Below are 26,449 nucleotides of genomic sequence, written 5' to 3'. Positions count from 1 at the left end.
CGCCCGCCCGAGAGGCGGGGTTCATCCGATTCGACCGCTTCGTTTCAGGTGATTTTTAATTTTGAATTTTTACTTATGTCTACTATACTGCCTCTTGCATACCTTCCTTCGGTGGAGTATTTCACGCACCTCCTGCGCGGCGGCTGCGTCGTGGACCTCGGCGAGCACTTCGTGAAGCGTTCCGAACGCAACCGTGCGCGGATACTGGCCTCGGACGGCGTGATGGAGCTGACCGTGCATGTCCGCAACGCCAACCGTCCCCGGCAGCCCGTGTGCGACGTGCGTCTCGACTATTCCAAACGCTGGCAGCACCAGCATTGGGGCGCGCTGGTGGCCTCCTACCGCTCGTCGCCCTATTTCGATTTCTACGCCGGGCGGTTCGAGCCTTTCTACTGCCGGGAGTGGGAGTTCCTCGCCGATTACAATCTGGGTCTGCTGGAGGTGTTGTGTTCGCTGGCCGGAGTGCCGATGCCCGAACTCTCCCGGACGTATGTCGAGGCGGCCCCCGGAGACCTCGACCTGCGCCCCAAACGCAAAGAAGGCCCGGCGCTGATCGCCGAGCCTTATTTCCAGGTCTTCTCCGAAAGGATGCCTTTCGTCCCTAATTTGTCGTTTGCGGACCTGCTGTTCGCCGAAGGACCTGCGTCTGTTTCGGTTTTAGGACGTTGCCGACAAGGATAGTCACGCTGTCGCGCAGATCCCCCGCCGCCGCTTTCACCTCAATCATCCCGTGTATGGCCACCGAATCGGACCGGTACTGGAAGGGGGCGTATTCGCTCATCGCCAGCGTGTCCCGGCCGACGATGAGCGTCGGCGTCCCGGCCGACGAGTAGACGCGGAACGCCTGCTTCTCATAATCGCGCAGACGCCGCCGTTTGTCGACGATATGCAGCGTCGGCTCTGCGCCGTTCCACATCGCCTTGTACAGATAGTAGGCGTCCTTTTTCTCGCGGCGGTTGAGCGTCACGAGGCCTGCGCCGTTGATCCCGTAGGGACGGCGCGAGGAGCCGTAGTCGAACATGTTGTCGATCCACGCGCCCCAGAACAGCGAGTCGTTTTGCAGGTTTTTGGCATACTCCTCGTGGAAACGCGTCTGCTTCTCCTCGGGCATCCAGTTCGAACGAGGCTCGGACTGCGCCGTGTAGCTCTTGTGTCCGAGGAATCCGCTGCCGCCGTAGCAGACGCCCGAACGCAGGTGGGACCAGTTTTTTTGCAGCTGGTCGCGCCATACGATCACGTCGTCGGTCGAGCCGCGCCGCCAGCCGACGTCCTGCTGCCAGACGATCAGGTCGGTGATGAAATTGATGTCGCCGTTCTGGTCGCTGCAAGCGACCGTCGGGCGCGAGGGGTCCATCGTGCGGGCCGTCTCGTTCAGCCGCCGGATGTAGGGCGTCACGTCGTCGCCGCGCATCCAGAGACGCGAGAAGATACCCCACATCACCACCGACGGGTGGTTGATGTTCTGGGCTACGATCTCCTGCAACTGGTCCAGTCCGTTCTGTTCGAAGGCGGGCGTGGCGAAATAGGAGACGTCGCCCAGGAACGACGAGCGGTGCAGCGGGGCGTCGATCCAGACGAGCATTCCCTGTTCGTCGCAACGGTCGTAGAGGTACTGCGCGTGCGGCATTACCGCCGAGCGCAGGGCGTTGGCTCCCATCGTGCGGATGATCCGCAGGTCGGCGTCGTAATCCTCCGGAGTCAGCGTGCCGCCCGAAAGGGCGTTGTCGTGGTAGAGCGTGACGCCGCGGACGGGGGTGCGTTCTCCGTTGATCGTCAGCCCTTCGGCCGTGCTGGCACCGATCGAGCGGAAGCCCGTGCGGACGGCGACGCGGTCGGTGATGCTGTCCTCGCCGATGGAGGCCGTCACGGTGTAGAGCGCCGGGTCGCGCAGGCTCCACAGCGTCGGATTGTCCACCGAGAAGGCCACGGAGACGGGTTTGCCGTCGAGGCGCGCCTTCTGGCGTTTCGAGAAGACCCGCTCTCCCCGCGGACTGGTGATGTCAACGTTCAGCGTGCAGCTGTTGTCGCCCTTCGAGGTGATGTGCACCTCGATCTCGCCCTCGACCTTTTCGGGACCGACCGTCTGCGGGTGTACGAGCACGCCGTCCGACCCGAGGTAGAGCGGCGAAATGGCCGTGCGCTCGGTGAGGATCAGTTCCGCCTCGCGGTAGATGCCGCCGTAGAGGTTCATGTCGGTCGAGGTGGGCAGCACGTCGTCGCGGCTGCTGTTGCTGACCACCACGAGCATCGAGTTGTCGCTTCCGAAACGGATTTTGTCGGTGATTTCGAACGTGAAGGCCGTGGCGCCGCCGCGGTGCGTGCCGACGTGATAGCCGTTGACGAAGAGGTCGGCGACCGACTGTACGCCGTAGAATTTCACGAAAAGGCGTTTCGAAGCCCATTCGACGGGGATATACATGCCGTTCTGGTAGCTGCCCGTGGTTTCGAGCCAGTAGCCCTGGGCCAGCGGATCGGTGTTCCAGCTGTGGGGCAGGGTTACGTGGCGGGCGTTGTCGGAGGTTTTCTCCGACTTGAAGAAAAAGCGCCACCCTTCGTTGATCGGGAAGACCTCGCGGGCGCTGGCCGTCATTGCGACGACGTTCAGCAGCAGGAGAATCGTTAGGTATCTTTTCATGGCAGAGCTGGTTAAATGCTGTATGATGCAAAGATAGTGCAAGCCGGGTGCAGAACCAAGCGTTGCTTGGGGTTTGCCGTGGCGCCGCCTATCCGTGCGGGGGTTTATCTTTGGCAAAGATAATACAAGCCGGGCTGAAAATCAAACTTATCTGTCTTTGCCGTTGCGCCGTTTGTGTTCCGAAGGGGAAATGCCAGCCGGGCGCAAAGCCGGAACGGGGTCCGGTTTTACGCCCGGCGGGCATCGGGGCGGCAGGTACGAAAAAATGGCGGACTGCGCCTCTTCGGTCCGCCAAAAAGCAGGGGATGGGTGTGAAACTTGTTAACTAAAAAACAACTCCTTGGGGGTCATCCCCTGCCGAGGATCGCTTTTGCGGAGCCGGCACAGCCGGTTGCCGTGCCGGACCGCGAAGCGTGTGAACTTTAGCGTTTGATGGTAATCGTCATCTCCTCGCCCGTGATCTCGCCGTACTGGTAGGTGAAGCTCGGCGTTACCTTGATGATGATGTCCTTCAGCAGCGTGGCGCTGTTGTTCTCGTAGGTCAGCGTATTGTCTGTGATTTTGATATATGCGGAAGCATCCTTGTCGCTGGCAGGGGTATCGGCATACTCGGCCGATTTCATCTTGAATACGATACCGGCGGTATTTTTCGCTGCTTCGGGTTTTGCCTGGAATACGTCGTAGGCCGTCTTGCCGTTGCCTACCGTAACGGCTTCCCAGGCCTTCGTGTCTTTGTTGTATTCGATCCACGACTTACCGTCGGCGTCGATCAACTGGAGGTTCTCGAACATATTGGCCGTAGTCGCCTCGTTGGTCTTGTAAGCGACCTCGATAGCCTTGGTCTGTGCCAGCGTCTTGATCGGGGTCTGGATCTCCACGCGCAGCGGCAGGGAAGCTACCTGGATGTTCGTGTCCTTGATCTTAACGACAGTCTTGATGTCGACATAGTTGCGGTTTGCTGCGCTCCAGTCGAGTTTGTCGCCCTTGACGACGGCGTATTTGTCGCCCTTGTTCGGTTTGTCGTCTTTGGAGGTCACTTCGAACGTAAAGTCGTACTTCTCGGCGTCCACCTCGTTGAAGTAGGTCGGCAGTGTGATGTTGGGCCACTCCCAGAGGTTGGTCGTCCCGTTGACCAGACCTTCGACTACGGTCGTCATCACGCCTGCGATGTCGGTTACGTGTCCGACATTGTACCTCAAGTCGAAGTCGGGGATCGTGACATTGTAGTTGAACGTTACGGAAATCTTCTGGCCGTACCAGGTCGTCCATTCGGCTTTCTGCTCGAACTTGTCGCCCGTCGCGGTGATGTCCTTGGCATTCAGCACGCCCTTCAGGGTCGATGCGGTGACGGTCATTGCCGTGCCGTTGGTGTTCTCGATCACCGTGCCCTTCTCATTTGCTTTGTTGAAGAGTTTCGTTACGCCTGCGGGCGTTGCGGGATCGGTCGTAGCTGCGAAGATAGCCTCGGCGAACTCCGCTTCGCTGGCGAATCCGGCCTTGTTGGCTGTGTAAACGTCCTTCCACGTCTTGCTGACGCTCTTCGTCTCGTAGCCGATGGCGTTGTCGACGATGTAGTTGACGGGCGCCGGGGCGGCTCCGAAGGCGATCTGGCCCTTCAGTTTGTAGTCGACGTTCTGGTATACATAGACATACTCGATGTCATAGGCCTTGCCCCACTCGTATGCATCTGCCTGAACGGAGGCTTTCACGCCCATGGCGATCTGGCTGGCGAATGCGGTGAATCGGATGCCGAGATCGTTGTCGACCTCCTTGCCGGCGACCTTGACCGTCGAACGGTCCGTGTCGAGGTTGCCCAGCGTGATAATATCCTCGATGGTGACCTCCTTCGGCAGGTCGATGTCGTTCACCAAAGCGATTTCGCCGAAGATGTTATCGGAGATTTCCGGAGTGGCGGTCTGCCCGGTGATGCCGTTCTTGACGAACGCATAGCTCCATGCCAGCGGTTTGGGAGTCTCCTTGAAGGTGAAGGTCGCGCCGGCCTGGTTGGTGATGATGTAGGTCTGCGGCGCCTCGATCGTTGCCGTCGTGGCTTTCCCGTCGACGTTGATCACGATTTTGTGTGCGCATACGACGTTCTTGCCTACGTCGCCGGAAACGCCTGCTGCACGGAAGTCCACCGTAGCGAGTTTCGTGTCGTAAACGAGTTTCGAGTTGTCGACGCGCAGGATGAATTTGCCGATCTCGGTTTTGTCCGTAATCTCGGCCGACTGGCTGGCGTCGGCGTAGTATTTGGGCGTTACGGTGTAAGCGCCGATGCTGATTTTCGAGCCAAGCAGTTTGTTGACGTTGTCCAGCGTCATCAGGGTCTTGCCTCCGTCGAGCGAAGCCAGCAGCTGCGTATTCTCCAGCAGCGTCTTCTTGCTGACGGCCTGCTTGTTGAACGGCATTTCGATGGTGGCGTAGTCGTAGGCGACCGGCTCCTCGTCCTTGGTGTAAACGCCGAGTTCGATCTCTTGGGCTTCGTCGGGCATGATGCTGGCGAAGTTCGACAGCACGTTGTTCGTTACCTCCGAGGCGGTTTCGTCCTCGGCGCCGGTTCCGGGATTCACGGTGTTCTCGATCGAAAGGGCCAGCGTGATCCATTTCTCCTCTTTCTCGTAAAGCTCACCAAGCTCCTCCGCCGACATGGTGGCGGTTACGGCGAACTTACCCTCCTCGATAAACCGAACGTCGGTGATGGCGGCTGCGGGAGTTGCCGTTGCGGCACGGGTTTTTATCTGCTCGGAGACAATAGCGAACGTCGCTTTTCCGTTAGCATAGGCATCTACGAGGTCTTTGGCCAGCGAGGCCGGCGTGACGCGGTAGGTCAGCGTGACCATTCCGTTGCCGATGGGGGTGGCTCCGACCTTGTAGAAATCCATCGTAGTATAGGATCCGCCACTGCCAACATACATGGTTCCGGGAACGTTTACCAGCGACTGGATGCGGTTGATCAGCGCAGCGACATCGGCCTGAAGTTGGGCGATGGCCTGCTTGAAGGCGCCGAGTTCCGCAGTCAGGTCGCTCTTCTTCAGGTAGCCCTGCGTCGAAATGAGGCTGATGATCTGCCTGCTCAATGCGGATTCGGCGTTCTTTACCGCTTCGGCGGCTGCCGAGTTCACGTTCTCGATCCAGGCTTTGTTGTTGACGTCCATGTATTCCTTGACGAATTCGGAGGCCTCCTCGCCGGCAATTTTGCTGATGGCGGTCTTGATGTCCTTCACGGCCGGGTCGTTGGTGATGGCGGCCAGGACGGCTGCGACAGCCTGATTCTTCACGGCAGTGGTCAGCTCGCTGTTTTTGGCCAGCTCTTCGAGGATGCCTTTTTTGACCTCGCCGCCGATTTTGGACCAGAGGTCAGCGGCTTTGAGCTGATTCTCGATCAGGGCCTTCACCTGCGCTTCGTTTTGCAGGCCTTTGATCAGATCCTGCACCTGTGTCACGGTCTGGAACCCGAGGTCTCCGACTTTCTTTTTGAGGTCGGCGTCCTTGACGTAGGCTGCCAGCTCCTGGCTCAATTCGGCATCGGTGACGAATTTCGAGAAATCGACATCCTTCAGTTTGTCTGAAATTGTCTGAAGGGCGGAAGCATCGGCCTTCAGTTCGACTTTCGCATTTAGATCGTCGATCTTTTTGTTGATGTCGTCGATGTCGTCGTCGTAGTCCTTACACCCGACACCGGCCAGCATGGTTCCGGTTAAGAACAATGCCAGGAATTTTCTAAACAAGTTGTTGTTTTTCATAGTAAAAATGGTTGAAATAAAGATGTGTTTGTATTTAGTTTTCAATTTGTTATTCGGACGACCCTCTTTTTGTTGGTATCATATATGATACGCATGGTGCAAATATATATATAAAAATTTGCACAGCAAAATTTTTGTCCAAATTTTTGAAATGGGAATGAACTATCAAGATGAAATCCTTTATATCTCTACGAGGATCAAGGAGTTGAGGAAGGAACGCAAGCTGACTGTACAGGAGCTGGCTTACCGGTGTGACATGGAAAGATCCAACTTGAGCCGCATCGAGGCGGGGCGGACTAATCTTACCGTAAAAACCATTTGCAGCATCTGTAATGCGTTGAGTGTTAATATGCGCGATGTAATACGTTAGGACGATATACCTATATTTATATATATTGCGCCTAATCGTTCGTTGTATGCTTTTTTGGGCCGTTTCTTTAAAATTCGTATCTTTACGGTGATAATTTAACGGCTTATTGAACACGCTTGATTTAATCGTCTGCCTCGTGCTGGCGCTGGCCGTCTGGAACGGATGGCGCCAAGGCTTCGTCGTGCAGATATGCTCCCTTGCAGGGATTGTGGCGGGCATTTGGATCGCGGCGCGTTTCGGCGCGCAGGTCGGCGGATGGCTGCGGCTCGATGACGAAGTGGCCGCCGCGGGCGGTTTCGTCACGGCGCTCGTCGTCGTGATCCTCGTCGTGGCGATCGCCGGCAGGGTGGTGCGCAAGGTCTTTCACTTTGCGGGACTGGGCGTTGCCGACACGCTGCTGGGCATTGCCGTATCGGTTTTGAAGTACCTGCTCGTGTTGAGCGTGCTCTTCTCGGCCTTCGATGCGCTGAATGAGGATTATTGCCTCGTGGGGCCGCGGACGATCGAGCAGTCGAAAAGCTACAAGCCTGTCCGGTGGCTTTCCGAATCCATTTTCCCTTTTCTGGAGTGGGTCGGCGAGCGGGTTCCCCGGCAGGAGGAAAAAACGGAGACCGATGGATAGAAAGTTTACAGCCACAGTGGTCCGGGCGACGGGCAGTTGGTACGACGTGCTGCACGACGGTGAGACGGTGCGCTGCCGCATCCGGGGCAGACTGCGCCTGAAAGGGGTGCGTTCGACCAATCCCGTGGTGGTGGGCGACGAAGTGGCGTGCGAGGCCGACGAGGGGGGCGACTATGTGATCGCCGACATCTTGCCGCGGCGCAACTACGTGATCCGCCGGGCTTCGAACCTTTCGAAAGAGTCGCATATCATCGCCGCCAACGTCGACCAGGCGCTGCTGATGGCGTCGCTGCGTTCGCCCGAGACGCCCACGGAGTTCGTGGACCGGTTTCTGGTGACCTGCGAGGCCTACAAGGTCCCGGTGACGATCCTCCTGTCGAAGCTCGACCTGCAGGACGCGGAGGCCGTCGCGGAGTTCCGCGCGGTCTACGAGGGGGCCGGCTACCGGGTGCTGGAGGTGTCGGTCCGGGAGGGCCGGGGCGTGGAGGAGGTGCGCGAACTGCTTGCGGGGCGCACGACCCTCGTTTCGGGAAATTCGGGCGTCGGGAAGTCGACGCTGATCCAGGCCATCGACCCCTCGCTGGACATCCGCACGGGCGAAATCTCCGAAAGTCACCACAAGGGCCGCCATACGACGACATTTTCGACGATGTACCCCCTGGCCGGAGGCGGCGCGGTGATCGACACGCCGGGCATCAAGGGGTTCGGACTGATCGACATCGACGAGGCCGAGCTGTGGCACTATTTTCCCGAGATGATGCGCGTTGCGCCCGCCTGCCGCTTCTACAACTGCACCCACACCCACGAGCCGGGCTGTGCGGTGACCGAAGCCGTGAAGGCGGGCGAAATCGCCTGGCCGCGTTACGAAAGCTACCTGAAAATCCGCGATGAAGATGAAAAATACCGCAAATAACGACTCCCCGGGACCGGACTTCGATTTCGGTCCCGATGCCGCACACGCCGCTGAGCGCATCGCCTGCCTCGCCGGGTTTATGACGCCGGAACGGTATGCCGTTTTGCGGAAGACGGTCTCCATGCGCACGCGCTACATGACGGTGCTGGCCGAGAACATGTACCACGGGCAGAATGCCGCGGCGCTGATCCGCCATTGCGAGGCGTTCGGCGTGCAGGAGATGCACACCGTGGAGACGCTCTGCCCGTTCGAACCCAATCCCGACATTGCGCGCGGCACGCACCAGTGGGTCGACGTGCGCCGCCACGCCTCGACGGGCGAGGCCGTCGCCGCCCTCAAGGGGGCGGGCTACCGGATCGTGGCCACCACGCCCCACCGCGAGGACGCGACGCCCGAGACGTTCGATGTCGGGCGGGGACCTTTCGCGCTGGTCTTCGGGACGGAACACGCCGGGATTTCCGACGAGGTGATCGCTTCGGCCGACGAATTCCTGCGCATCCCGATGTGCGGCATGGTCGAGAGCCTGAACGTCTCGGCCTCGGCGGCGATCCTGATCTACACGCTCTCCGAGCGCATGCGCCTCACGGTCGGCAACTGGCGGATGTCCGACGCCGAACAGGCCGAAACGCTCTGCCGCTGGATGCGGCGCAGCGTGAAGGATTCCGAAGCGATTTTGCAACGCCGGGGTATGGTCCCGGATTTATAGGCGGCTTCGGCGCTCCTGGCCCGAATCCGCGCAAATGGATAAAATAGTATGATTCTCCGCAAACAATTTCTGGCGCATGTCGCCCAGACCTCCCCGTCGCCGATGCTGGTGGAGGTCGCGCGCGCCGAAGGCTCGTTTTTCTATACGCCCGAAGGCAAGCGTTATTTCGACCTCGTGGCCGGGGTTTCGGTCAGCAATGTCGGTCACGGCAATCCGGCCGTGGTGCGCGCCGTGCAGGAGCAGGCTGCGCGCTACATGCATGTGATGGTCTACGGCGAGCTGGTCGAGACGCCGCAGGTGGAGTATGCCGCCAGGATCGCGTCGCTGTTGCCCGCGCCGCTCGAAAGCGTCTATTTCGTCAACTCGGGCGCCGAGGCGGTCGAGGGGGCTTTGAAACTGGCGAAACGTTTTACCCGGCGTACGGAGATCGTCTCCATGCGCCGCGCCTACCACGGGTCGACGCACGGCGCGATGAGCATGATGGGTGCGCCCGAGGGCGAGGAGTGGAAGGGGGCGTTCCGGCCCCTGCTGCCCGACGTGCAGGCCGTGGAGTTCAACGATTTCTCCGAACTGGAGCGCATTACGCGCCGCACGGCCTGTGTGCTGGCCGAGCCGGTGCAGGGCGAGGCCGGCGTCCGTCCGCCCCGTCCGGGTTATCTGGAAGCGCTGCGCAGACGCTGCGACGAAGTCGGCGCGCTGCTGATTTTCGACGAGATACAGACCGGCATGGGCCGCACGGGCCGCCTGTTCGCCATGCAGAAATACGGCGTCACGCCCGACATCGTCTGTCTGGCCAAGGCCTTCGGCGGGGGCATGCCCCTCGGGGCGTTCGTCGCGCGTCACGAGGTGATGGACACCCTGCAGGAAAATCCCGCGCTGGGGCATATCACCACTTTCGGCGGCCATCCGGTCTGCTGTGCGGCGGGACTCGCGGCGCTGAATTACCTGGTGGACAACAAGGTGGTCGAAAGGGTCGAAACGAAGGGCGCGTTGTATGAAATGCTGCTGAAGGATCATCCCGCCGTGCGGGAAATCCGCCGCAGCGGCCTGCTGCTGGCCGTCGAGCTGGGCGAATCGGCGAAACTTTACCGCATCATGGAACTGTTCCGGGAGGCGGGCATCTTGAGCGACTGGTTCCTGTTCTGCGATACGGCGTTCCGCATTTCGCCGCCCCTCACGATCTCGGAGGACGAAGTGCGCGAAAGCGCCGCGCTGATCCGCAGTTGTCTGGACCGGTTGTAAAAACAAAAGGGAGGCTTCGAAGCCTCCCTTTTCTATGCCTCTTCGGCAAACGCCTTCAGTTTGGCGATCTCCTCGCTCCAGCGCGCTTCGTCGGGGGTTTCGAGGATCAGCGGAATGCCGTCGAAACGCTTGTCGGAAGCGATATAGCGGAAGCATTCCATGCCGATCATGCCCTCGCCCAGCGGCGTGTGGCGGTCGACGCGGCTGCCCAGAATCTTCATCGCATCGTTCAGGTGCATGCCTTTCAGGTATCCGAATCCGACGACGCGTTCCAGTTCGGCGAACGTGGCGTCGCACGCCTCGCGCGTCCGGAGGTCGTACCCCGCCGCGAAGGCGTGGCAGGTGTCGATGCAGACGCCCACCCGCGATTTGTCCTCCACGCGCTCGATCAGATAGGCGAGGTGCTCGAAGCGGAATCCGAGGTTCGAACCCTGCCCCGCGGTGTTCTCGATCACCGCCGTCACGCCGTGCGTGCGGTCGAGCGCCATGTTGATCGACTCGGCGATCCGGTCGAGCGACTCCTGCTCGGTGATCTTCTGCAGGTGGCTGCCGGGATGGAAGTTCAGCCGGTCGAGGCCCAGCAGTTCGCACCGCTGCATCTCGTCGAGGAACGCCGCGCGCGATTTTTCGAGCGGTTCCTTCTCGGGATGTCCGAGGTTGATCAGGTACGAGTCGTGGGGCAGAATCTGTGCGGGCGTGTAGCCGTAGCGTTCGCACGCCTCGCGGAAGGCGTCGATCTCGCCCGCGGCGAGCGGTTTGGCGACCCACTGCCGCTGGTTCTTGGTGAAAAGGGCGAAGCCCTCGGCTCCGATAGCGTGTGCGTTGGCCGGAGCGTTCTCCACGCCGCCCGCAGCGCTTACGTGCGCTCCGAAATATTTCATAGTTGGTCCTTTCCGTTTAACTTTCAGACAAAGTTAAAGTTTTTATAAATAAATTCATAAATTTGTAGATTGAAAATCAAATACAATCGCTTCGTTATGAAACATTTTTACCTGATTCTCACGCTGGCGTCACTCGTCGGGGCCTCCGTTCCGGTCTCGGCCCAGATTTCAATCGACGAAGTCAATGCCGAACGGCGGAACGTGACGTTCCGCGACCGGCTGAAGTCCACGTCCGTCGATGCCGATTATTTCAGCCTCGCCCGCTACAAGGCCGAGCGCGCCGCAATCCGCAAGGAGCGCAACTACCTCGAATTGGGCGGCGGCCTGCAGGGAACGCTGACTTCGTACAACGATCCCTGGATCTCGGTGTCGGGCGGTGACAACTCCATTGCGCTGGTGGCGACCTTCAACCTGCGGCATATCTTCAAGAAGAACCTCTTTTCCATCGAAACCAAGTTCAATGCCAAGCTGGGTTACAACCGCATGAAGGTCGAGACGCAGCGCGTGGGGCCGGACGGCAAGCCGATGGTCGACGAGAGCGGCAACAAGATCATGGACAGCGAAGGCGTATGGTTCAAGAATCAGGACGAGTTCGTCATCTGGGTGAACCCGGCGTTCGAAATGGCGAAGAACTGGACTTACGGTTCAATTCTGCAATTCCGCAGCCAGTTCGTCAACGGTTACAAATCGCGCTCCGAGCAGGAGAAGAAGCACCTCAAGAGCAAGTTTATGACTCCGGGTTACCTCGACATTTCGCTGGGTATCACCTACAAAAGCCCTCAAAAGAAATTCCCCATCACGGTCAACATGTCTCCGCTCGCCTTGAACGCCACCTTTGCCGAAAGCGACTGGATCCGCATGCGGCAGGTCGACGGCGACGGCAAGGAGATCAAACCGGCCTATCCCTATGGTATCGAGGACCCCGAGAAGACCTCGAAATACGAGGGCGGTTCGTCGGTCGAGATCGGTTTCGACCGCACGTTCGGCAAGACGGGCTACCTGCGTTACATCACGACGATCTTCTCCTTCTACGGCTGGATTACCGACATCGGCCAGAAGAACAAGATCAGCGACTACACCAAGTACCTGGAGGCCTACGACAAGTGGGCCGACAAGGAAGATACCAGCGTCGGGCATGACATCAAGGACAAGCCCCGCCTGCCGATCCATCCCACGGTGCGTTGGGAAAACACGCTCGAAATCAAGGCGACGAAATACCTCTCCACGAAGGTTAGTTTCCAGCTCTACTACAACCGGGCGCAGAACGTCGACGTGCAGACCCGTACGCTGTTGCAGGTGGGTCTCACCTATACTTTCAAGAACAAGCCGAAACCCTGATAAGTTTTAAATACCGAACCGGCGTCTTTGGCGCCATCATACGATGTACAAAAACTCGAAACACACCGTCCTCTTCCCGCTGCTGCTGGCCGCGGGAGTCGTTCTGGGCCTCGTTCTGGGCCAGTATCTGGGCCGCAACACCACCACGTCGCAGCTCAAGGGCATGCTCAGCCGCATGGCGCTGCCCGACAACAAACTCTCCTATACGCTCTCGCTGATCGAGAACCAGTATGTCGACTCGGTGTCGATGGACTCGCTCGCCGAACACGTCATTCCGATGCTGGTCAAGGAGCTGGACCCCCATTCGGTCTATATCCCCGCCGCGGAAATGCAGGCTCTGAACGAACCTCTCGAAGGGGAGTTCGACGGCATCGGCGTGGTCTTCAACATGGCCACCGACACGGTCATCGTGCTGAACGTCATTCCGCAAGGCCCGAGCGACAAGGCCGGCGTCAAGGCCGGGGACCGCATTGTCGAGATCGGCGATTCGCTTGTCGCCGGGCGTAAGATTCCCCAGAACAACGTCGTCAAAATGCTGCGCGGACCGCGCGGCACGACGGTCCGTCTCGGTCTCGAACGGCAGGGCATCTCCGATCTGGTCGAGGTCGAGGTCGTGCGCGGCGTCATTCCCATCAGGAGCATCGAATCGGCCTTCCGCATCGCCGACGGCGTGGGGTACGTCAAGCTGGGGCAGTTCGCGCGGACCACTTTCGACGAATTCCGCAAGGCGCTGGCGTCGCTGCGCGCCGAAGGGGTGACGAAACTGATTTTCGACCTGCGGGGCAATTCCGGCGGGTTCCTCGATCAGGCGATCGCCGTGGCCAACGAGTTTCTGCACGAGGGCCAGTTGATCGTCTACACCGAGGACCGCCGTCACGAGCAGCTGCGCGAATACGCCGACGGCAAAGGCTCGGCGCAGGACATGGAGGTCGTGGTGCTGATCGACGAGGGAAGCGCCTCGTCGAGCGAAATTCTCGCCGGAGCGTTGCAGGACAACGACCGTGGTACGATTATTGGTCGTCGTTCGTTCGGCAAGGGTCTCGTACAGCGTCAGATACCGTACAGCGACGGATCGGCCCTGCGGCTGACCACGGCGCGCTACTATACGCCCACGGGCCGCTCGATCCAGAAGCCCTACACGATCGGGGATGACGCGGACTACGAGGAGGATCTTTGGAACCGTTACCGGAACAACGAGTTTTTCTCGGCCGACAGCATCCATTTCGCCGACTCGCTCAAGCGGGTGACGCCGGGCGGAAAGGTGGTCTACGGAGGCGGCGGCATCATGCCGGACGTGTTCATTCCGGCCGATACGACCGACGTGACGAAGTATTTCGTCGAGGTGGCGGGCCGCAACATCCTCTACCGCTATACGATCGAGTATGCCGACCGTCACCGTGAGGCGCTCAATGCGGTGAAGACCATTGATGAGTTGCAGACGCTGCTCGACAGCGACAAGACCCTTGTGGATGATTTCGTCCGCTATGCCGCCCGGAAGGGCGTTGCGCCGCGCTATGGCGACATCGCCCGTTCGCGGAGGCTGATCGAGGCCCAGCTCCGGGCCTATATCGGCCGCAATACGGCGTTGGAGGACAATGGTTTTTACGCAAACATCTATCCCGTGGACAACGTCGTCGTACGCGCCATCGGGATCTTAAAGGAGGAGAATGAAAATGATTAAAAAACTGATCGGTATTATCGTGGCTGTGGCAGTAGTCGTCATTATCGTCGTTGCGGCCATCCGGCGCGACAACTTCCAGTCGATGGTGCGGCGCGATGAATTGTTGAACGGCGTCGAGCCGGCCGCGGAACCTCCGCACCTGATCTCGCCCGCCGAACTCGACGTTCCGGCCGAAGGCGTCCCGGCCAAGGACGCTCCGGCTGCGGGGACGGTCGATTCGTTGAGCGTCGAAATTACGGATTCGCTTCCGTAAGCCGGGATCGGTATGTATGCAACGGCGGCCCCGTAAGGGGCCGCCGTTTTTCGTGCGTCGGGGCGGGGCGGTCCGAGAGAAACGGTCCCGCAGATCTCCGCCAGCCGGTTTCGCGCCGGTTAGAAGTATTTGACCTCCGAGCCTTCGATGGCCGAAAGAATGTTGTTCGCGGCCGAAGAGGCTCCGATGCGGAACAACTCCGTCGTGAGCCACTCTTTGCCGAGTATCTCCTCGACGATCGTGTAGTAGAGCGCGGCGTCTTCGGCCGTGCGGACCCCGCCTGCGGCCTTGAAGCCGACCTTGCGGCCCGTTTTGTCGTAGTAGTCCCGGATCGCCTGGCACATCACCACGGCGGCCTCGGGCGTTGCGGCCACGTCGATCTTGCCCGTCGAGGTCTTCACGAAATCGGCCCCTGCCAGCATCGACAGCAGCGACGCCTTGCGGATCAACTCGGGGGTTTTCAGCGCTCCCGACTCGATGATCACCTTCAGCACCACATCGTCGTCCATCTCCGTGCGGATCACCTCCACCTCGTTGGCCGCCTCGTCGTATTCACCCGTGAGCATGCGCCCCACATTGAGGACGATGTCCACCTCGTCGGCGCCGTTCTCCACGGCCATCGCCACTTCGAGGGCCTTCACTTCGAGAAAGGTCTGCGCCGCGGGAAATCCCCCGCCGACGCTCGTGATCTTCATCGGCGTGCCGTCCACGGCCAGCCCCACGGTCTCGACGAACGAGGGATAGATGCAGATCGAAGCCACGTTGGGAATGTGGGGGTATTTTTGGTAGAACTCCGCGGCCTTGCGGGCGAATTCCGTGACGGATTTCACCGAATCGTTGCACGACAGCGTCGTGAGGTCGATGGCCGAGTAGCAGAATTTGTAGACCTCGGTGTTGTGGTTGCGGGCCTCTGCGGCCTTGCGGATGCGTGCGACCTCTTCGTCGACTTGCGATGCGCTCCACGCCGGGGCGTATTCTTTCAGATGGTTGGCGTATTCCATACGATCGTGTTTTTTACAAAATTAGAAAAATTATTCGATCCCGCATCGTTTCCGGATCAATTATTTTAACGGTGTCCGACATCGGCCGCCGCCCGGACGCGGCACCGGGGATGGCGCCGGGCCGTTTCTCCGAAAAACGGATACACCTGCGCTTTTGCTGCGGGGCACACGGGGCAGGATGCAAAAAAAGAGCCTGAACCCTCTCGGGCCAGACTCTTTTTTATCCGATGAAGCCGATTACTTCTTCAGCGCCTTCAGGTTGATGTCCTTGGCGGCCTTCTGGGCCAGCGCGGGATTCTTCGAAACAGCGCTCTTCAGCTGGGCCTCTGCGGTCTTCAGGTCGCCTTCCTTGGCGGCGATAACGGCGCGCAGGTAGTCGGCGTCAGCCGAGTTGTCCTTGGCGATGGCCTTCTTGGCGCCGGCCAGGTCGTTCGACTGAACCAGGGCGATGGCTGCGTTGTAGCCTTCTAGGTTCTTGGCGGCAGCCTTGTAGTCGCCTTCGGCGGCAGCCATGGCGGCCTTGGCCTGGGCGTCGGCGGCAGCGGCGTACTTCTTGGCCTCTGCCGTGTTGCCGTTAGCCAGGTTGGCGAGCAGCAGGTTCTTGCTCAACTCCTTCGACGAATCCAGCTTGGCAGCCTTCTCGAACGATTTCAGAGCGGCGGCCTTGTCACCGGCCTGCGTCTGGGCAACGCCGAGGTTGTTCCATACGCGGGCGTCGTTGAACTTCTTCGAAGCGGCGGTCAGGATGGCAACCTGCTCCTCGGCTCCGTTGGCCAGCTCCTGGGCGGCATAGAGGTACTGCTCTACGGTCAGGTCGCCGCCGTTGCGGTATGCAGCCATGATCTCGGCGTCGGTCAGACCCTGGAGGTCGGTGCTGTTGACGATCTGCGAGCGGCGCAGTTCGGGAAGGATGTCCTTCTTCAACTCGTTGAATACGGTCGACATGTTCTTGATCTCGGTCTCACGCTCTGCGGGCGAGTTGTAGAGGCTCAACACCTGGAGAATGAGGTTCTTGTCCTTGATGTCCGACTTCTCGACCAGCTCCTTGAAGCCGTCCCAGTCTTCGCCGTAAGCGGCGGCGTCGATGTCCAGACCGGCGTCCTTGAGCAGCTTGGCAACGACCTTCTTACCCGATTCGCTGCGCTTCTTCGAAAGCGTGTCGTTGAACTTCACCGGACCGTCGGGCGAAGCGTAGCCCTTCACGGCGATGTTCTGCGTGGCGCGGTCGTTCGTGAGGTTCTTGTCCACGTTCTCCTTGAATGCGCCGAGGTTGGCGTTCTTCTCGTTCTTCTTCGTCACGACCGACGAGTTGATGGCGTAGAGCAGGTCGGTCTTGTCGACTACCGTGGTGACCTTCTTGTAGTTGTTGGCCATCTGATCCATCAGGTCGCCGTACTTGAGGTCCTTCTGCAGGGTGTTCAGACCGTAAGCTACCGTCAGGCCGAATTCCTTGGCGATGGCAGCCTTGGCAGCGGCGTCGTTGCCGGCCAGCACGGCAGCCTGCTCCTTGGTGGGGATGGCGCCGGTGTTCAGGTTGACGAGCACGAACTCCTTGGCCTTGCCTTTCGGGCATTTGATCTCGGCGCGGAGCTGCAGGGCGCACTGGTCCATGCGGGGATCGTACGGGAACTCGACGTGCTGCGTGTAATTGCCGCCGTTGCTCATGTCTACGACTGCATAGTTCTCGTCTACCTTCGAACCCTGGTAGTATTGGGTGGCGCCGGCCACTTCGCCGCCTTCGAATACGATGACGGGAGTAACTTTGATGATGGCTTTCTTGTTGAAATACTCAACGGGGAAGGTTACATTGATGTCTGCGGCAACCGTGCCGTTGTTCAGCGTCAGGATCTCGGGGGTGACCGTCAGCTTGATGTCGTCCCGGTTCTTGGCCATCTTCTTGAAGCAGTTGCAACTCGAGAATGCCAGTGCGGCAGCTACGAGCACAACGCTCAATTTCATTAAGTTTTTCATAATAGGTAAAAGTTAATGTGTTTATTTTGAATTTGTTTGCCTCTTTCGTTCGTTCCGCCGCCTCTCTGTCCGCCCGCTGTCCGTTCTTCGTTGTCCGTCCGTGCAGGCGCTTGCCGGGCTGCGGAACAGTGCAAATATAGAAAACTCTTGCTGATTATGCAATATTCCGGACGGAAATCAACGCTTTTTTCCGTCCGAAATATCCACATTAACAGTCTTTTTATTCCTCTTTGTGCTCGTGGCGCTCCCGGCGTTCGCCGCGGTCGCGGCGTTCGCCACGCTCACCGCGCTCGGGACGCGGGCGGCGCTCACGCTCCACATAGCCTTCGGGCTTGGGCAGAAGCGCCTTGCGCGACAGTTTGAGCTTGTTGGTCTTGGGGTCTACGCCGATCAGCTTGACGTCGATCTCGTCGCCCTCTTTCAGACCCGTCTCCTCCATGGTCTCGAAGCGCTTGTAGTCGATCTCCGAGATGTGGAGCAGGGCGTCCTTGCCCGGCATGATCTCGACGAACGCGCCGAAGGCGACGATCGAGCGGACTTTGCCGTGGTACGTCTCGCCCACTTCGGGGATGGCTACGATGGCCTTGATGCGGGCCAGCGCTCCGTCGAGGGCCTCCTTGTCGATGCCGAAGATGTCCACGATGCCCTTGTTGTCCACCTCCGTGATGGTGATGGTGGTGTTGGTGGTCTTCTGGATGTCCTGGATCACCTTTCCGCCCGGGCCGATAACCGGACCGATCATATCCTGCGGAATGACGATCTGCACGATGCGCGGCACGCAGGGCTTGTAGTCCTCGCGCGGCTCGGCGATGCACTCGGTGAGTTTGCCGAGGATGTGCATGCGGCCTTTGCGTGCCTGCTCCAGCGCGGCGGCCAGCACCTCGTAGGAGAGTCCGTCGACCTTGATGTCCATCTGCGTGGCGGTGATGCCGTCTTTGGTTCCCGTCACCTTGAAGTCCATGTCGCCCAGGTGGTCCTCATCGCCCAGGATGTCCGACAGCACGGCCCATTTGCCGGTTTCGGAATCGGAGATCAGCCCCATGGCGATACCCGACACGGGTTTGCGGAGCTTCACGCCGGCGTCCATCAGCGCGAGGGTTCCGGCGCAGACCGTGGCCATCGACGACGAGCCGTTCGACTCGAGGATGTCCGACACGACGCGCACGGCGTAGGGGTTGTCCTCGCCCAGCGGAATCATCGGCTTCAGGGCGCGCCATGCCAGGTGGCCGTGGCCGATTTCGCGGCGCGAGAGGCCGCGGGCGGCCTTGGCCTCGCCCGTCGAGAAGGGCGGGAAGTTATAGTGGAGCACGAACTGCTCGGTACCCTGCACGAGCACCTCGTCCTTGACCTTTTCGTCGAGTTTCGTGCCGAGCGTAACGGTCGTCAGCGACTGCGTTTCGCCGCGGGTGAAGATCGCCGAGCCGTGGGCTGCGGGCAGGTAGCCCACCTCGCACCAGATCGGACGGATCTCGTCGGTCTTGCGGCCGTCGAGACGGACGCCTTCGTCGAGGATCATGTTGCGCATGGCCTTCTTCTGCACGTCGTCGTGGAAATATTTGTGGATCAGCGGCGCCTTCTCGATCAGCTCCTCTTCCGAATAGCGGGCTGCGAACTCGGCTTCGAGCGCGTTGAACTTGTCTTCGCGCTCGTGCTTCATCGTGCCGCTCGTGGCGATGGCGTAGGCCTTGTCGTAAAGCTCTCTGATGATCGTCTGGCGCAGTTCTTCGTCGTTGACCTCGTGGCAGTAGGTGCGTTTCACGTCCTTGCCCAACTCCTTCGACAGCTCGATCTGTACGGCGCAGTGCTTCTTGATCTCCTCGTGCGCGAACTTGATGGCGCCGAGCATCACCTCTTCCGAAACCTCCTTCATCTCGCCCTCGACCATCAGGATGTTGTCGATCGTACCGCCGACCATGATGTCCAGGTCGCATTCGGGCATCTCCGAATAGGTGGGGTTGATGGCGTATTCGCCGTTGCGGCGTACGACGCGGACCTCCGAGATGGGGCCGCCGAAGGGAATGTCCGATACGGCCAGCGCCGCCGAGGCGGCCAGACCGGCCAGCGCGTCGGGCTGAATATCCTTGTCCGCCGAGATGAGGTTGACCGTCACGTAGACTTCGGCGTGGTAATCCGCGGGGAACAGGGGCCGGAGGGCGCGGTCGATCAGGCGGGCGACGAGCACCTCGCTGTCGTTGGCGCGCGCTTCGCGCTTCATGAAACCGCCGGGGAAGCGGCCTACGGCGGCGTACTTCTCCTTGTATTCGACCTGGAGGGGCATGAAATCGGTGTCGGGTTTTGCATCCTTTGCGGCCACGACGGTTCCGAGCAGCATCGTGTCGCCCATCTTGACGACGACCGAGCCGTCGGCCTGCTTGGCCAGTTTGCCCGTCTCGATCTCGATCTGGCGACCGTCGGCCAGCGTGATGATCTTGCGGACTGCGTTGTACAGCTTCTTTTCTTCCATAAAAATTTTAAACCTATAATGTTTTCGAATTGTTTTTCGCAACGAAAATGAAGGCAACCCCTCTCGGGAATTGCCTCCATTTCTTCCTCGGGACTACTTGCGGAGATTCAGCGTCTTCACGATTGCGCGGTAGCGCTCGATGTCGACCTCCTTCAGGTATTCCAGCAACGCGCGGCGCTTGCCGACCAGGCGCAGCAGTGCGCGCTGGGTTCCGAAGTCGTGCTTGTTGCTTTTGAGGTGTTCCGTAAGGTGGCTGATACGGTAGGAAAACAACGCGATCTGACTTTCGGGCGAACCCGTGTCGGTGTTAGACTTGCCGTACTGGCCGAAAAGCTCCTGCTTTTTCTCAGCTGTTAAATAAGCCATTGTGTAAATTTATTTTACGTTCCACTCTACGACGCATCCCCCTTACCGTGGATAACGCCAGAGCGTTCCGCAAAGGTACGAAATAATTCATAATTCATAATTCATAATTCACAATTATTTTCAATTTGGCGTCTAAAAATAACAAATTAATCGAGAAAATCGTATTTTTGCGGCTAAACAAGTGAAAATTATGGGGAAAACGGGTGTGCGCGGAACTTTCGCCGCGCTTGTCGCCGCGGTGTTGTGCGGCTGCGGGAGCGAGCCGGATTTCGTCACCGTCGACGGGACGATGCTCGGCACGACGCTGCATGTGGTGGCCGACGTGAAGGGCGTCTCGCGGCAGCGTCTCTATGCGGCCGTCATGGAGCTGGACCGCGAGGCCAAGGCGTCGATGTCGATTTACGATTCGACGTCGCTTGTGAGCCGTCTGAACCGCAACGAGACCGACAGCGTCGACCGTCATATCGCCTTCAACCTGCATCTGGCCGACAGCATCGGCGCGTTGAGCGACGGGCGTTACGACGTGACCGTCAAGCCGCTGGTCGAGGCGTGGGGCTTCGCCGGCCGGGAGCGCGTCGAAAACCCGAACGTCGATTCGATCCTCGAATTCGTGGGCCGCGAAAAGGTCCGTGTCGAGGGAGGGCGGCTGGTGAAGGACGATCCGCGCGTGCAGCTGGACTTCAACTCCGTGGCGAAAGGCTATACGGTCGATCTGCTGGCCGGACTGGTCGAGAAATACGGGGCTGAAAACTACATCGTCGACATCGGCGGCGAGGTCCGCTGCCGGGGACTCAACCGGCAGGGCCGGGCGTGGCGCATCGGCGTCGAAACGCCTTTCGACGGCAACATGTCGGACGGTGAATACCTCCAGAAACGGATTCAGATGACCGGCGGCGGGCTGGCCACCTCGGGCAACTACCGCCGTTTCTACCTCGACGGGGAGGGCAACAAGGTCGCCCACACCATCGACCCCCGCACGGGGCGCAGCGCCCTGTCGCGCCTGCTGTCGGTGACCGTCGCGGCTCCGACCTGCGCCGAGGCCGACGCGCTGGGGACCATGTTTCTGGCGATGGGCGCCGACGATGCGCTGGCGGCCGTGGAACGGATGCCCGGCGTGAAGGCGTACTTCATCCTGGCGGGTGACGGCGGAGAGTACGAGGAGTACGTCTCGCCGGCCATGGAAGCGTTGATTCTGAAATAGCGAGATAAATGAAAACAGCGGTATTCCTCTACAATCCCGAATCGGGCAAGGGCAAAATCGCCCGCAACGTCGGGTGCATCAGTACGATTTTTCAGGCCTACGGCTACGACGTCACGCCGCAGCGGATCGACTTTACGGCCAATCCGTTCGACGGCAACGAGACCATCGACCTGATGGTCGTCGCCGGCGGCGACGGCACGGTGAACTATGCGGTCAACGCCATGAAACGCAAGGGGCTGGACATTCCCATCGGCGTGATTCCGGCCGGTACGGCCAATGATTTCGCCGGGGCGGTCGGCATGTCGCGCGAGCCGCTCGAAGCGGCGCGGCAGATCGCTTCGGGGGCTGTGGACCGGGTCGACGTAGGCCGGGTGAACGACCTGTATTTCGTCAATATCTTTTCGTTCGGAATCTTCACGACCACCTCGCAGCGCACGCCCGACGAACGCAAGCACAAGATCGGCAAGCTGGCCTATATCATCGAGGGGGTCAAGGAGTTCCGCACGATGCACGCCGTGCCGCTGGAGATCGAGGCCGACGGCGAGCGGTTCGACCTGCGGTCGCTGATGGTGCTGATCTTCAACGGCGAGACGGCGGGCGGTTTCCACCTGGCGCGGCGGTCGTCGATCAAGGACGGGCTGTTCGACTGCATCCTGCTGGAGAAGAAGAATTTCTTTCGTTCGACGCTGGCCATGTGCCGCTATCTGGCGGGCGGCAGCCCGAAGATCGTCCGCCACCTCCGGGCGCGGCGGATCGACATCCGTTCGTCGGTCAACGAACCCACGGACGTCGACGGGCAGAAGGGCGCCGAATTCCCGCTGCACATCGAGTGTCTGGCGGGCGGCCTGCGCGTGATGTGCGCCAAACAGGCCTCGGGCAATTTCTGATTTTTACGGTCCGGCTTGTTTGATTCTGCGAAAATTCATACTTTTGTCGGAAAAATTACGACGATATGGCGGATAACGGCAAAACGGCGCGCAGCGGAGGACGCGAAAGTTTGCGCAAGGTCTCCATCTCCCGGATCAAGAAGGAGATGAGTGACGTCTTTTACCTTTCGGACGATCTGGTGATTTCCGCACTCACGGCCGACAAGAATACTACGGCCGATTATCCGACCTCGATCGACGGCTTTACGGCCATCATTATGATGACGGGCGAGGCCACCGTGTCGATCGACATGCAGAATTACAGCATCAAGCCCAACACGATCGTCTTTTTCAACCCCGATTCGATCATCCGCACAATCAAGTGTTCGTCGAACGCCGCGGCCTACCTGCTGGCCTTCTCGAAATCGTTCGTCAACGAGATCCAGATCGACCTCTCGACCTCGCTGCCGGTCTACATGCGCTTCGGCAAGGCCCCCGTGCTGGAGGTCACGCCGCAGGACGTGGACGAAATCCGCCAGTTGTTCCAGCTCATCAAGACCATGCTGCGCAGCGACAAGGAGCGTTACCGCCACGAGATCATCCGCACGCTCTTCACCACGGCGTTCTACATCATCACCGAGATCAACCAGCGCGAGCAGCCCGGCGAGATGAAGCAGGGGCGCTGCGAGGTGCTGTTCGACGAGTTCATGTCGCTGCTGCAACAGTACAACAAGAGGGAGCGCAACGTGAGCTTCTACGCCAAGCAGCTCAATATCACGCCCAAATACCTCTCGTCCGTGGTGAAGGAGGTGAGCGGCAAGACCGCCGCGCGGTGGATCGACGAGTCGGTGATCCTCGAAGCCAAGGCCCTGCTCAAGTATTCCGGAATGAGCATTCAGGAGATCGCCTACCACCTCAATTTCTCGACGCAGTCCTTCTTCGGCAAGTATTTCAAACAGCACACCGGAACCTCGCCCTCGCGTTACAAGCGGAAAGGATAGTTTTCGATTTTACAGGGCCTCTTCCGTCCTGCCTTGTCCGGCCCGAACGGAAAATACGTTTGTATGTCCCGTCCGGGTCGAACTGTGTCAGGATAAAATCCGCTCCTCTAAAATCAAAAAACCGAACCTTGTTTTTCAGGTGGCGGCTCGCGGGTGTCCGCTATGACACGCCGCTATTTCAGCGCTTCGACCACGCGGCCGATCATCGCCGGGATGGCGTGCTCCTCCTGCGCGGTGAAGAAATTGCCGTCGATTTCGAACGGGGCGTCCGTCGCCACGGGGCCCGTCACGGCGGCCTTGGCCATCGGGTGCACGGCGACGCGCCGTCCGGCGGCGACGCCTGCGAATCCGAACATCATCCCTGCGGCGCAGTGGCCGATCATCGGTTTGCCCGTCTCCCCGAAGGTTTTCAGCACCTCCATCAGGTCCCTGTTCCAAGGCTCGCCGGCATGCTGCGCGAAGACCGGCACGGCGTCGCCGCAGGCGAACACCAGAGCGTCGTACTCCTCTTCGTGACCCTTGAGGTTGGCGATCACGTCGTCGGCCGTCAGGCCGATGCCCGAGTTGGTGCGGATCTCGCGGCTTTCGGCCACGGCGAACACGGTGCAGGGAATCTTGTTTTCGAAAAACGTTTCCAGATACTGGAACAGGCCCATCCCGTTCACGGGATTCACGGCCACGACAGCTGCTTTTTTTGCCATGATTGCAATTCGTTTAGTGATACAATGGTTATTTTCGGTAAGTTTGTTATCTTTGCGTACAAAGATAGGGCAAACAGCCCGTAAAAACAATAACGCACTTAAAAATGAGATGGTTACATACGTGTAACCATTGCTGGATACCAAACGGATGGAGCCGGAGAAAAAATTGAAAAATTTCACGCCCACGGGTTCCTGCCCGGTCCGGGACGTGCTGTGCCGCCTGGGGGACAAGTGGTCGATGTTGGTGTTGCTGACGTTGAATGCCAACGGCGTGATGCGTTTCAGCGAGATCCACCGCACGCTGGGCGACATTTCGCACCGCATGCTGACCGTCACGCTGCGGATGCTCGAAACCGACGGAATGATCCGCCGCGAAGTCTACGCCGAGGTTCCGCCGCGGGTGGAATACCGTCTTACGGAGCGGGGCGGGAGTCTTCTGCCGCATATTTTCGGACTGGTGGAATGGGCCGAGGCGAACAAGGAGGCTATTCTGGACGGCCGCAGGAGGTCTTGAACGACATCCGCCGGGCGTCCGTGCCGTCGGGGTAGTAGCCGCGTAGCAGTTTTCCGGGGCGGAAGCCGTTGCGGGCGTAAAGCCTTATGGCAGAGTCGTTATCGGTGCGCACTTCGAGCGTCACTTCACGCAGTCCGAGCCGCCGGGCCAGCGCGATAGCGGCGTCCAGCAACGCCTGTCCGGCTCCGCAGCCGCGCGCCGCGGGGTCCACCGCCACGGAGTAGATGCGGAGGTTTTGCGCCGTGCGCCGCATCAGCAATGAAATGTAGCCGACGACCGCACCGTCGCGGGTGGCGGCGTAGGACGCTCCCTGCGCATGCGTCAGCAGGTAGCGCAGCTGCCGCCGCGTGAAGGCCTCCCCTTCCGGGAATGAACGCCGCTCGACGCACTCCACGGCGTCGAGGTCCCCGGCCGTCGCGGGACGTATTCCGACTGCGGGGTTCATTGCGCGTGGAGGCGGTTGAGGCAGTGGACGAAGTGGTTGAGGATGCGGTAGTAAAGTTCGTCGCCCAGCACGGCGTCCTCGACTTTGTGGTCGATCGACGGGTTGTCGTTGATCTCGATCACCACGGCCCTGCCGTTGATGAGTTTCAGGTCCACGCCGTACAATCCCTTGCCGATCAGCGCCGCGGCCTTTACGGCGGTGTCGAGCACTTTCTGCGGCGCCTTGTAGATGGGTACGGTCTCCCATGCGCCGCACAGGTTGCGGCCTGTGTCGTCGTGGGCGTGGTTGTAGATCTGCCAGTGGCCCTTGGCCATGTAGTATTTGCAGGCGAACAACGGTTCGCCGTCCAGGAGGCCGATCCGCCAGTCGAACTCCGTGGGGATGAACTCCTGGGCCAGCAGCACGGACGAGTGGCGGAACATCTCGTCGAGCGCCGCGCGCAGCTCTTCGTCGCTGGCCACCTTGTGCATGCCCACCGAGAACGATCCGTCGGGAATCTTGAGGATGAAGGGCGCGCCGAGGCGTTCGCTGATCTCGCCGAAGGAGTATTCGTTGCTGCGGAACAGCAGCTGCGAGGCCGGGGCCGGGATGCGGGCCTTTTCGAAAAGCTCGCAGAGGTAGACCTTGTTCGTGCAGCGGATGATCGACTCGGGATCGTCGATCACGGCGATGTCGTTCATCGCGGCACGCTGCGCGAGGCGGAAAGTGTAGTGGTTGAGCGCTGTGGTGGCGCGGATGAACAGCGCGTCGAACTCCATCAGCCGCGTGGCTTCCTCCTCGGTGATCAGCTCCGCGTGGATGTTCATTTTCCGGGCCACTTCGAGGAACTTGTTGAGGGCGTCCTTGTCGCTGGGCGGGAATTTTTCGTCCGGGTCGTAGAGGATGGCGAGGTTGTAGCGTGCGGGCTTGGCCGAGCGCGGCGAGCGCCATACCTTCTTGTTGAAGCAGTCGAGCGCATTGGCGAAATCGTCCTGCCCGCTCTCCGAGAGCTGGCGCAGCGAAAGGGCCTGCACCGACTCGATCTGGTTGCGGGCGTGGTTGTTCATCGTCACGCGCAGGATCGGGCAGGGGTAGTGGTCGAAGATGAACCGCGCGATCTTCTCCAGACCCTTCTCGCGGCAGGTTCCGAAGTAGATGTTCAGCTGCCAGGTTTCGTCGGTGATGCGGTTGCGTTCGATCCACTGTTGGCAGAGCTGTTGCAGGTTGCGGTTCATGCGGATTCCGGCGCCCGATTCGAGCTTGTTGAGCGTCTCGACGCCCGGCAGCACCCGGTGTCCCCGGGCCTGGGCCAGCAGCGAGCAGTAGTAGCCTTCGGAGTTGTAGCCGTATTCGTCGCTCAAGTTGATGACCAGCTTGGGCGTCCGCTCCCCGTAACGGTGTTCGAGGTAGTCGGTGACGGTCATCAGCGAATCGGTTTCGCAGTAGGGTTTCCAGTCGTTGAGGCTGTTCAGCAGGATGAAGACGCTATTCATGCATGTGTGTTTTCGATGCGCCAAATGTAAGCAAATAAAGCATCCGTTGTACATGCCGCGCGC

23 protein-coding genes are annotated in these 26,449 nt (G+C 59.9%); 13 read left to right on the top strand and 10 right to left on the bottom strand.

The annotated features are described in order from the left end of the window. Positions 1-75: 75 nt before the first annotated feature. Positions 76-681 (top strand): WbqC family protein, encoded by a 606-nt coding sequence (locus DWW03_RS09440; protein WP_022061934.1) that lies wholly within the window; start codon positions 76-78, stop codon positions 679-681. Here the strand turns inward: DWW03_RS09440 and DWW03_RS09435 are convergent. Together DWW03_RS09435 and DWW03_RS09430 are read right to left on the bottom strand one after the other, a co-directional pair. Continuing rightward, positions 602-2,635 carry a glycoside hydrolase family 2 protein gene (locus DWW03_RS09435; protein ID WP_022061935.1) on the bottom strand — a complete coding sequence of 678 codons (2,034 nt, stop codon included), beginning with the start codon at positions 2,633-2,635 and terminating at the stop codon, positions 602-604. The genes DWW03_RS09440 and DWW03_RS09435 overlap by 80 nt on opposite strands. 422 nt (positions 2,636-3,057) lie before the next feature. Continuing rightward, a complete protein-coding gene (locus tag DWW03_RS09430; protein WP_147344297.1) occupies positions 3,058-6,378 on the bottom strand; it encodes a hypothetical protein in 3,321 nt (1,106 codons plus the stop codon). A gap of 151 nt (positions 6,379-6,529) precedes the next feature. Here DWW03_RS09430 and DWW03_RS09425 point away from each other — a divergent pair, with 151 nt between their 5' ends. From DWW03_RS09425 to DWW03_RS09405, 5 genes are all read left to right on the top strand, one after another. Further along, positions 6,530-6,748, top strand: a complete 219-nt coding sequence (locus tag DWW03_RS09425; protein WP_050794808.1) for a helix-turn-helix domain-containing protein — start codon at positions 6,530-6,532, stop codon at positions 6,746-6,748. 106 nt (positions 6,749-6,854) lie between these two features. Beyond that, a complete protein-coding gene (locus DWW03_RS09420) occupies positions 6,855-7,370 on the top strand; it encodes a CvpA family protein (RefSeq protein ID WP_022061939.1) in 516 nt (171 codons plus the stop codon). Beyond that, positions 7,363-8,283 (top strand): ribosome small subunit-dependent GTPase A, encoded by a 921-nt coding sequence (gene rsgA, locus DWW03_RS09415; RefSeq protein WP_022061940.1) that lies wholly within the window; start codon positions 7,363-7,365, stop codon positions 8,281-8,283. The genes DWW03_RS09420 and rsgA overlap by 8 nt, the downstream gene beginning before the upstream one ends. Continuing rightward, complete coding sequence (locus DWW03_RS09410; RefSeq protein WP_022061941.1) at positions 8,264-8,989, top strand: TrmH family RNA methyltransferase; 726 nt, start codon at positions 8,264-8,266, stop codon at positions 8,987-8,989. The genes rsgA and DWW03_RS09410 overlap by 20 nt, the downstream gene beginning before the upstream one ends. 48 nt (positions 8,990-9,037) lie before the next feature. Continuing rightward, positions 9,038-10,231, top strand: coding sequence for an aspartate aminotransferase family protein (locus DWW03_RS09405; RefSeq protein WP_022061942.1), 1,194 nt, complete (start codon positions 9,038-9,040; stop codon positions 10,229-10,231). A 32-nt stretch (positions 10,232-10,263) separates the two neighbouring features. On the opposite strand, the gene nfo is transcribed toward DWW03_RS09405, so the two are convergent. Next, the gene (gene nfo, locus DWW03_RS09400; RefSeq protein ID WP_022061943.1) at positions 10,264-11,112 is read right to left on the bottom strand and encodes a deoxyribonuclease IV; all 849 of its coding nucleotides are present in this window, start codon (positions 11,110-11,112) and stop codon (positions 10,264-10,266) included. Positions 11,113-11,208: 96 nt separating this feature from the next. Between nfo and DWW03_RS09395 the strand changes: the two genes are divergently transcribed. From DWW03_RS09395 to DWW03_RS09385, 3 genes are read left to right on the top strand one after another with little or no spacing between them, the layout of a single operon-like run. Continuing rightward, entirely contained in the window at positions 11,209-12,450 is a 1,242-nt protein-coding gene (locus tag DWW03_RS09395) for a DUF3078 domain-containing protein (RefSeq protein WP_022061944.1), read from the top strand. 43 nt (positions 12,451-12,493) lie between these two features. Continuing rightward, positions 12,494-14,131 carry a S41 family peptidase gene (locus DWW03_RS09390; RefSeq protein WP_022061945.1) on the top strand — a complete coding sequence of 546 codons (1,638 nt, stop codon included), beginning with the start codon at positions 12,494-12,496 and terminating at the stop codon, positions 14,129-14,131. Further along, positions 14,124-14,384: a hypothetical protein gene (locus DWW03_RS09385; protein ID WP_022061946.1), complete on the top strand. Its 261-nt coding sequence runs from the start codon at positions 14,124-14,126 to the stop codon at positions 14,382-14,384. The genes DWW03_RS09390 and DWW03_RS09385 overlap by 8 nt, the downstream gene beginning before the upstream one ends. A gap of 119 nt (positions 14,385-14,503) precedes the next feature. On the opposite strand, the gene deoC is transcribed toward DWW03_RS09385, so the two are convergent. The 4 genes from deoC to rpsO all read right to left on the bottom strand — a co-directional run bounded on the left by deoC (position 14,504) and on the right by rpsO (position 20,186). Beyond that, positions 14,504-15,385, bottom strand: a complete 882-nt coding sequence (deoC, locus tag DWW03_RS09380; RefSeq protein ID WP_015546510.1) for a deoxyribose-phosphate aldolase — start codon at positions 15,383-15,385, stop codon at positions 14,504-14,506. Between the two features lie 237 nt (positions 15,386-15,622). Beyond that, positions 15,623-17,344, bottom strand: a complete 1,722-nt coding sequence (locus DWW03_RS09375) for a hypothetical protein (protein ID WP_015546509.1) — start codon at positions 17,342-17,344, stop codon at positions 15,623-15,625. Between the two features lie 232 nt (positions 17,345-17,576). After that, complete coding sequence (gene pnp, locus DWW03_RS09370) at positions 17,577-19,820, bottom strand: polyribonucleotide nucleotidyltransferase (RefSeq protein ID WP_015546508.1); 2,244 nt, start codon at positions 19,818-19,820, stop codon at positions 17,577-17,579. A 93-nt stretch (positions 19,821-19,913) separates the two neighbouring features. After that, positions 19,914-20,186: a 30S ribosomal protein S15 gene (gene rpsO, locus DWW03_RS09365; protein WP_015546507.1), complete on the bottom strand. Its 273-nt coding sequence runs from the start codon at positions 20,184-20,186 to the stop codon at positions 19,914-19,916. Positions 20,187-20,376: 190 nt separating this feature from the next. Between rpsO and DWW03_RS09360 the strand changes: the two genes are divergently transcribed. The 3 genes from DWW03_RS09360 (at position 20,377) to DWW03_RS09350 (ending at position 23,254) form a co-directional block, all read left to right on the top strand. Then, a complete protein-coding gene (locus tag DWW03_RS09360; RefSeq protein WP_022061151.1) occupies positions 20,377-21,387 on the top strand; it encodes an FAD:protein FMN transferase in 1,011 nt (336 codons plus the stop codon). An 8-nt stretch (positions 21,388-21,395) separates the two neighbouring features. Beyond that, positions 21,396-22,274 (top strand): YegS/Rv2252/BmrU family lipid kinase, encoded by an 879-nt coding sequence (locus DWW03_RS09355; protein ID WP_015546505.1) that lies wholly within the window; start codon positions 21,396-21,398, stop codon positions 22,272-22,274. 65 nt (positions 22,275-22,339) lie between these two features. Next, positions 22,340-23,254, top strand: coding sequence for an AraC family transcriptional regulator (locus DWW03_RS09350; protein ID WP_015546504.1), 915 nt, complete (start codon positions 22,340-22,342; stop codon positions 23,252-23,254). Positions 23,255-23,427: 173 nt separating this feature from the next. Here the strand turns inward: DWW03_RS09350 and DWW03_RS09345 are convergent, their stop codons facing one another. Beyond that, positions 23,428-23,955 (bottom strand): DJ-1/PfpI family protein, encoded by a 528-nt coding sequence (locus DWW03_RS09345; protein WP_022061152.1) that lies wholly within the window; start codon positions 23,953-23,955, stop codon positions 23,428-23,430. Positions 23,956-24,121: 166 nt separating this feature from the next. Between DWW03_RS09345 and DWW03_RS09340 the strand changes: the two genes are divergently transcribed. Continuing rightward, complete coding sequence (locus tag DWW03_RS09340; RefSeq protein ID WP_044054728.1) at positions 24,122-24,469, top strand: winged helix-turn-helix transcriptional regulator; 348 nt, start codon at positions 24,122-24,124, stop codon at positions 24,467-24,469. Here DWW03_RS09340 and rimI read toward each other — a convergent pair. Then, complete coding sequence (gene rimI / locus DWW03_RS09335; protein ID WP_022061154.1) at positions 24,441-24,914, bottom strand: ribosomal protein S18-alanine N-acetyltransferase; 474 nt, start codon at positions 24,912-24,914, stop codon at positions 24,441-24,443. The two genes, DWW03_RS09340 and rimI, sit on opposite strands and share 29 nt — an antisense overlap. Beyond that, the gene (locus DWW03_RS09330) at positions 24,911-26,386 is read right to left on the bottom strand and encodes a RimK family protein (RefSeq protein ID WP_022061155.1); all 1,476 of its coding nucleotides are present in this window, start codon (positions 26,384-26,386) and stop codon (positions 24,911-24,913) included. Before DWW03_RS09330 ends, rimI begins: the two co-directional genes overlap by 4 nt. Positions 26,387-26,449 lie beyond the last annotated feature (63 nt).

The sequence above is a fragment of the Alistipes sp. AF14-19 genome, from assembly GCF_003461645.1.
GTDB classification, from domain to species: Bacteria; Bacteroidota; Bacteroidia; order Bacteroidales; family Rikenellaceae; genus Alistipes; species Alistipes shahii.
This window is presented reverse-complemented; position numbering and strand designations above follow the sequence as displayed.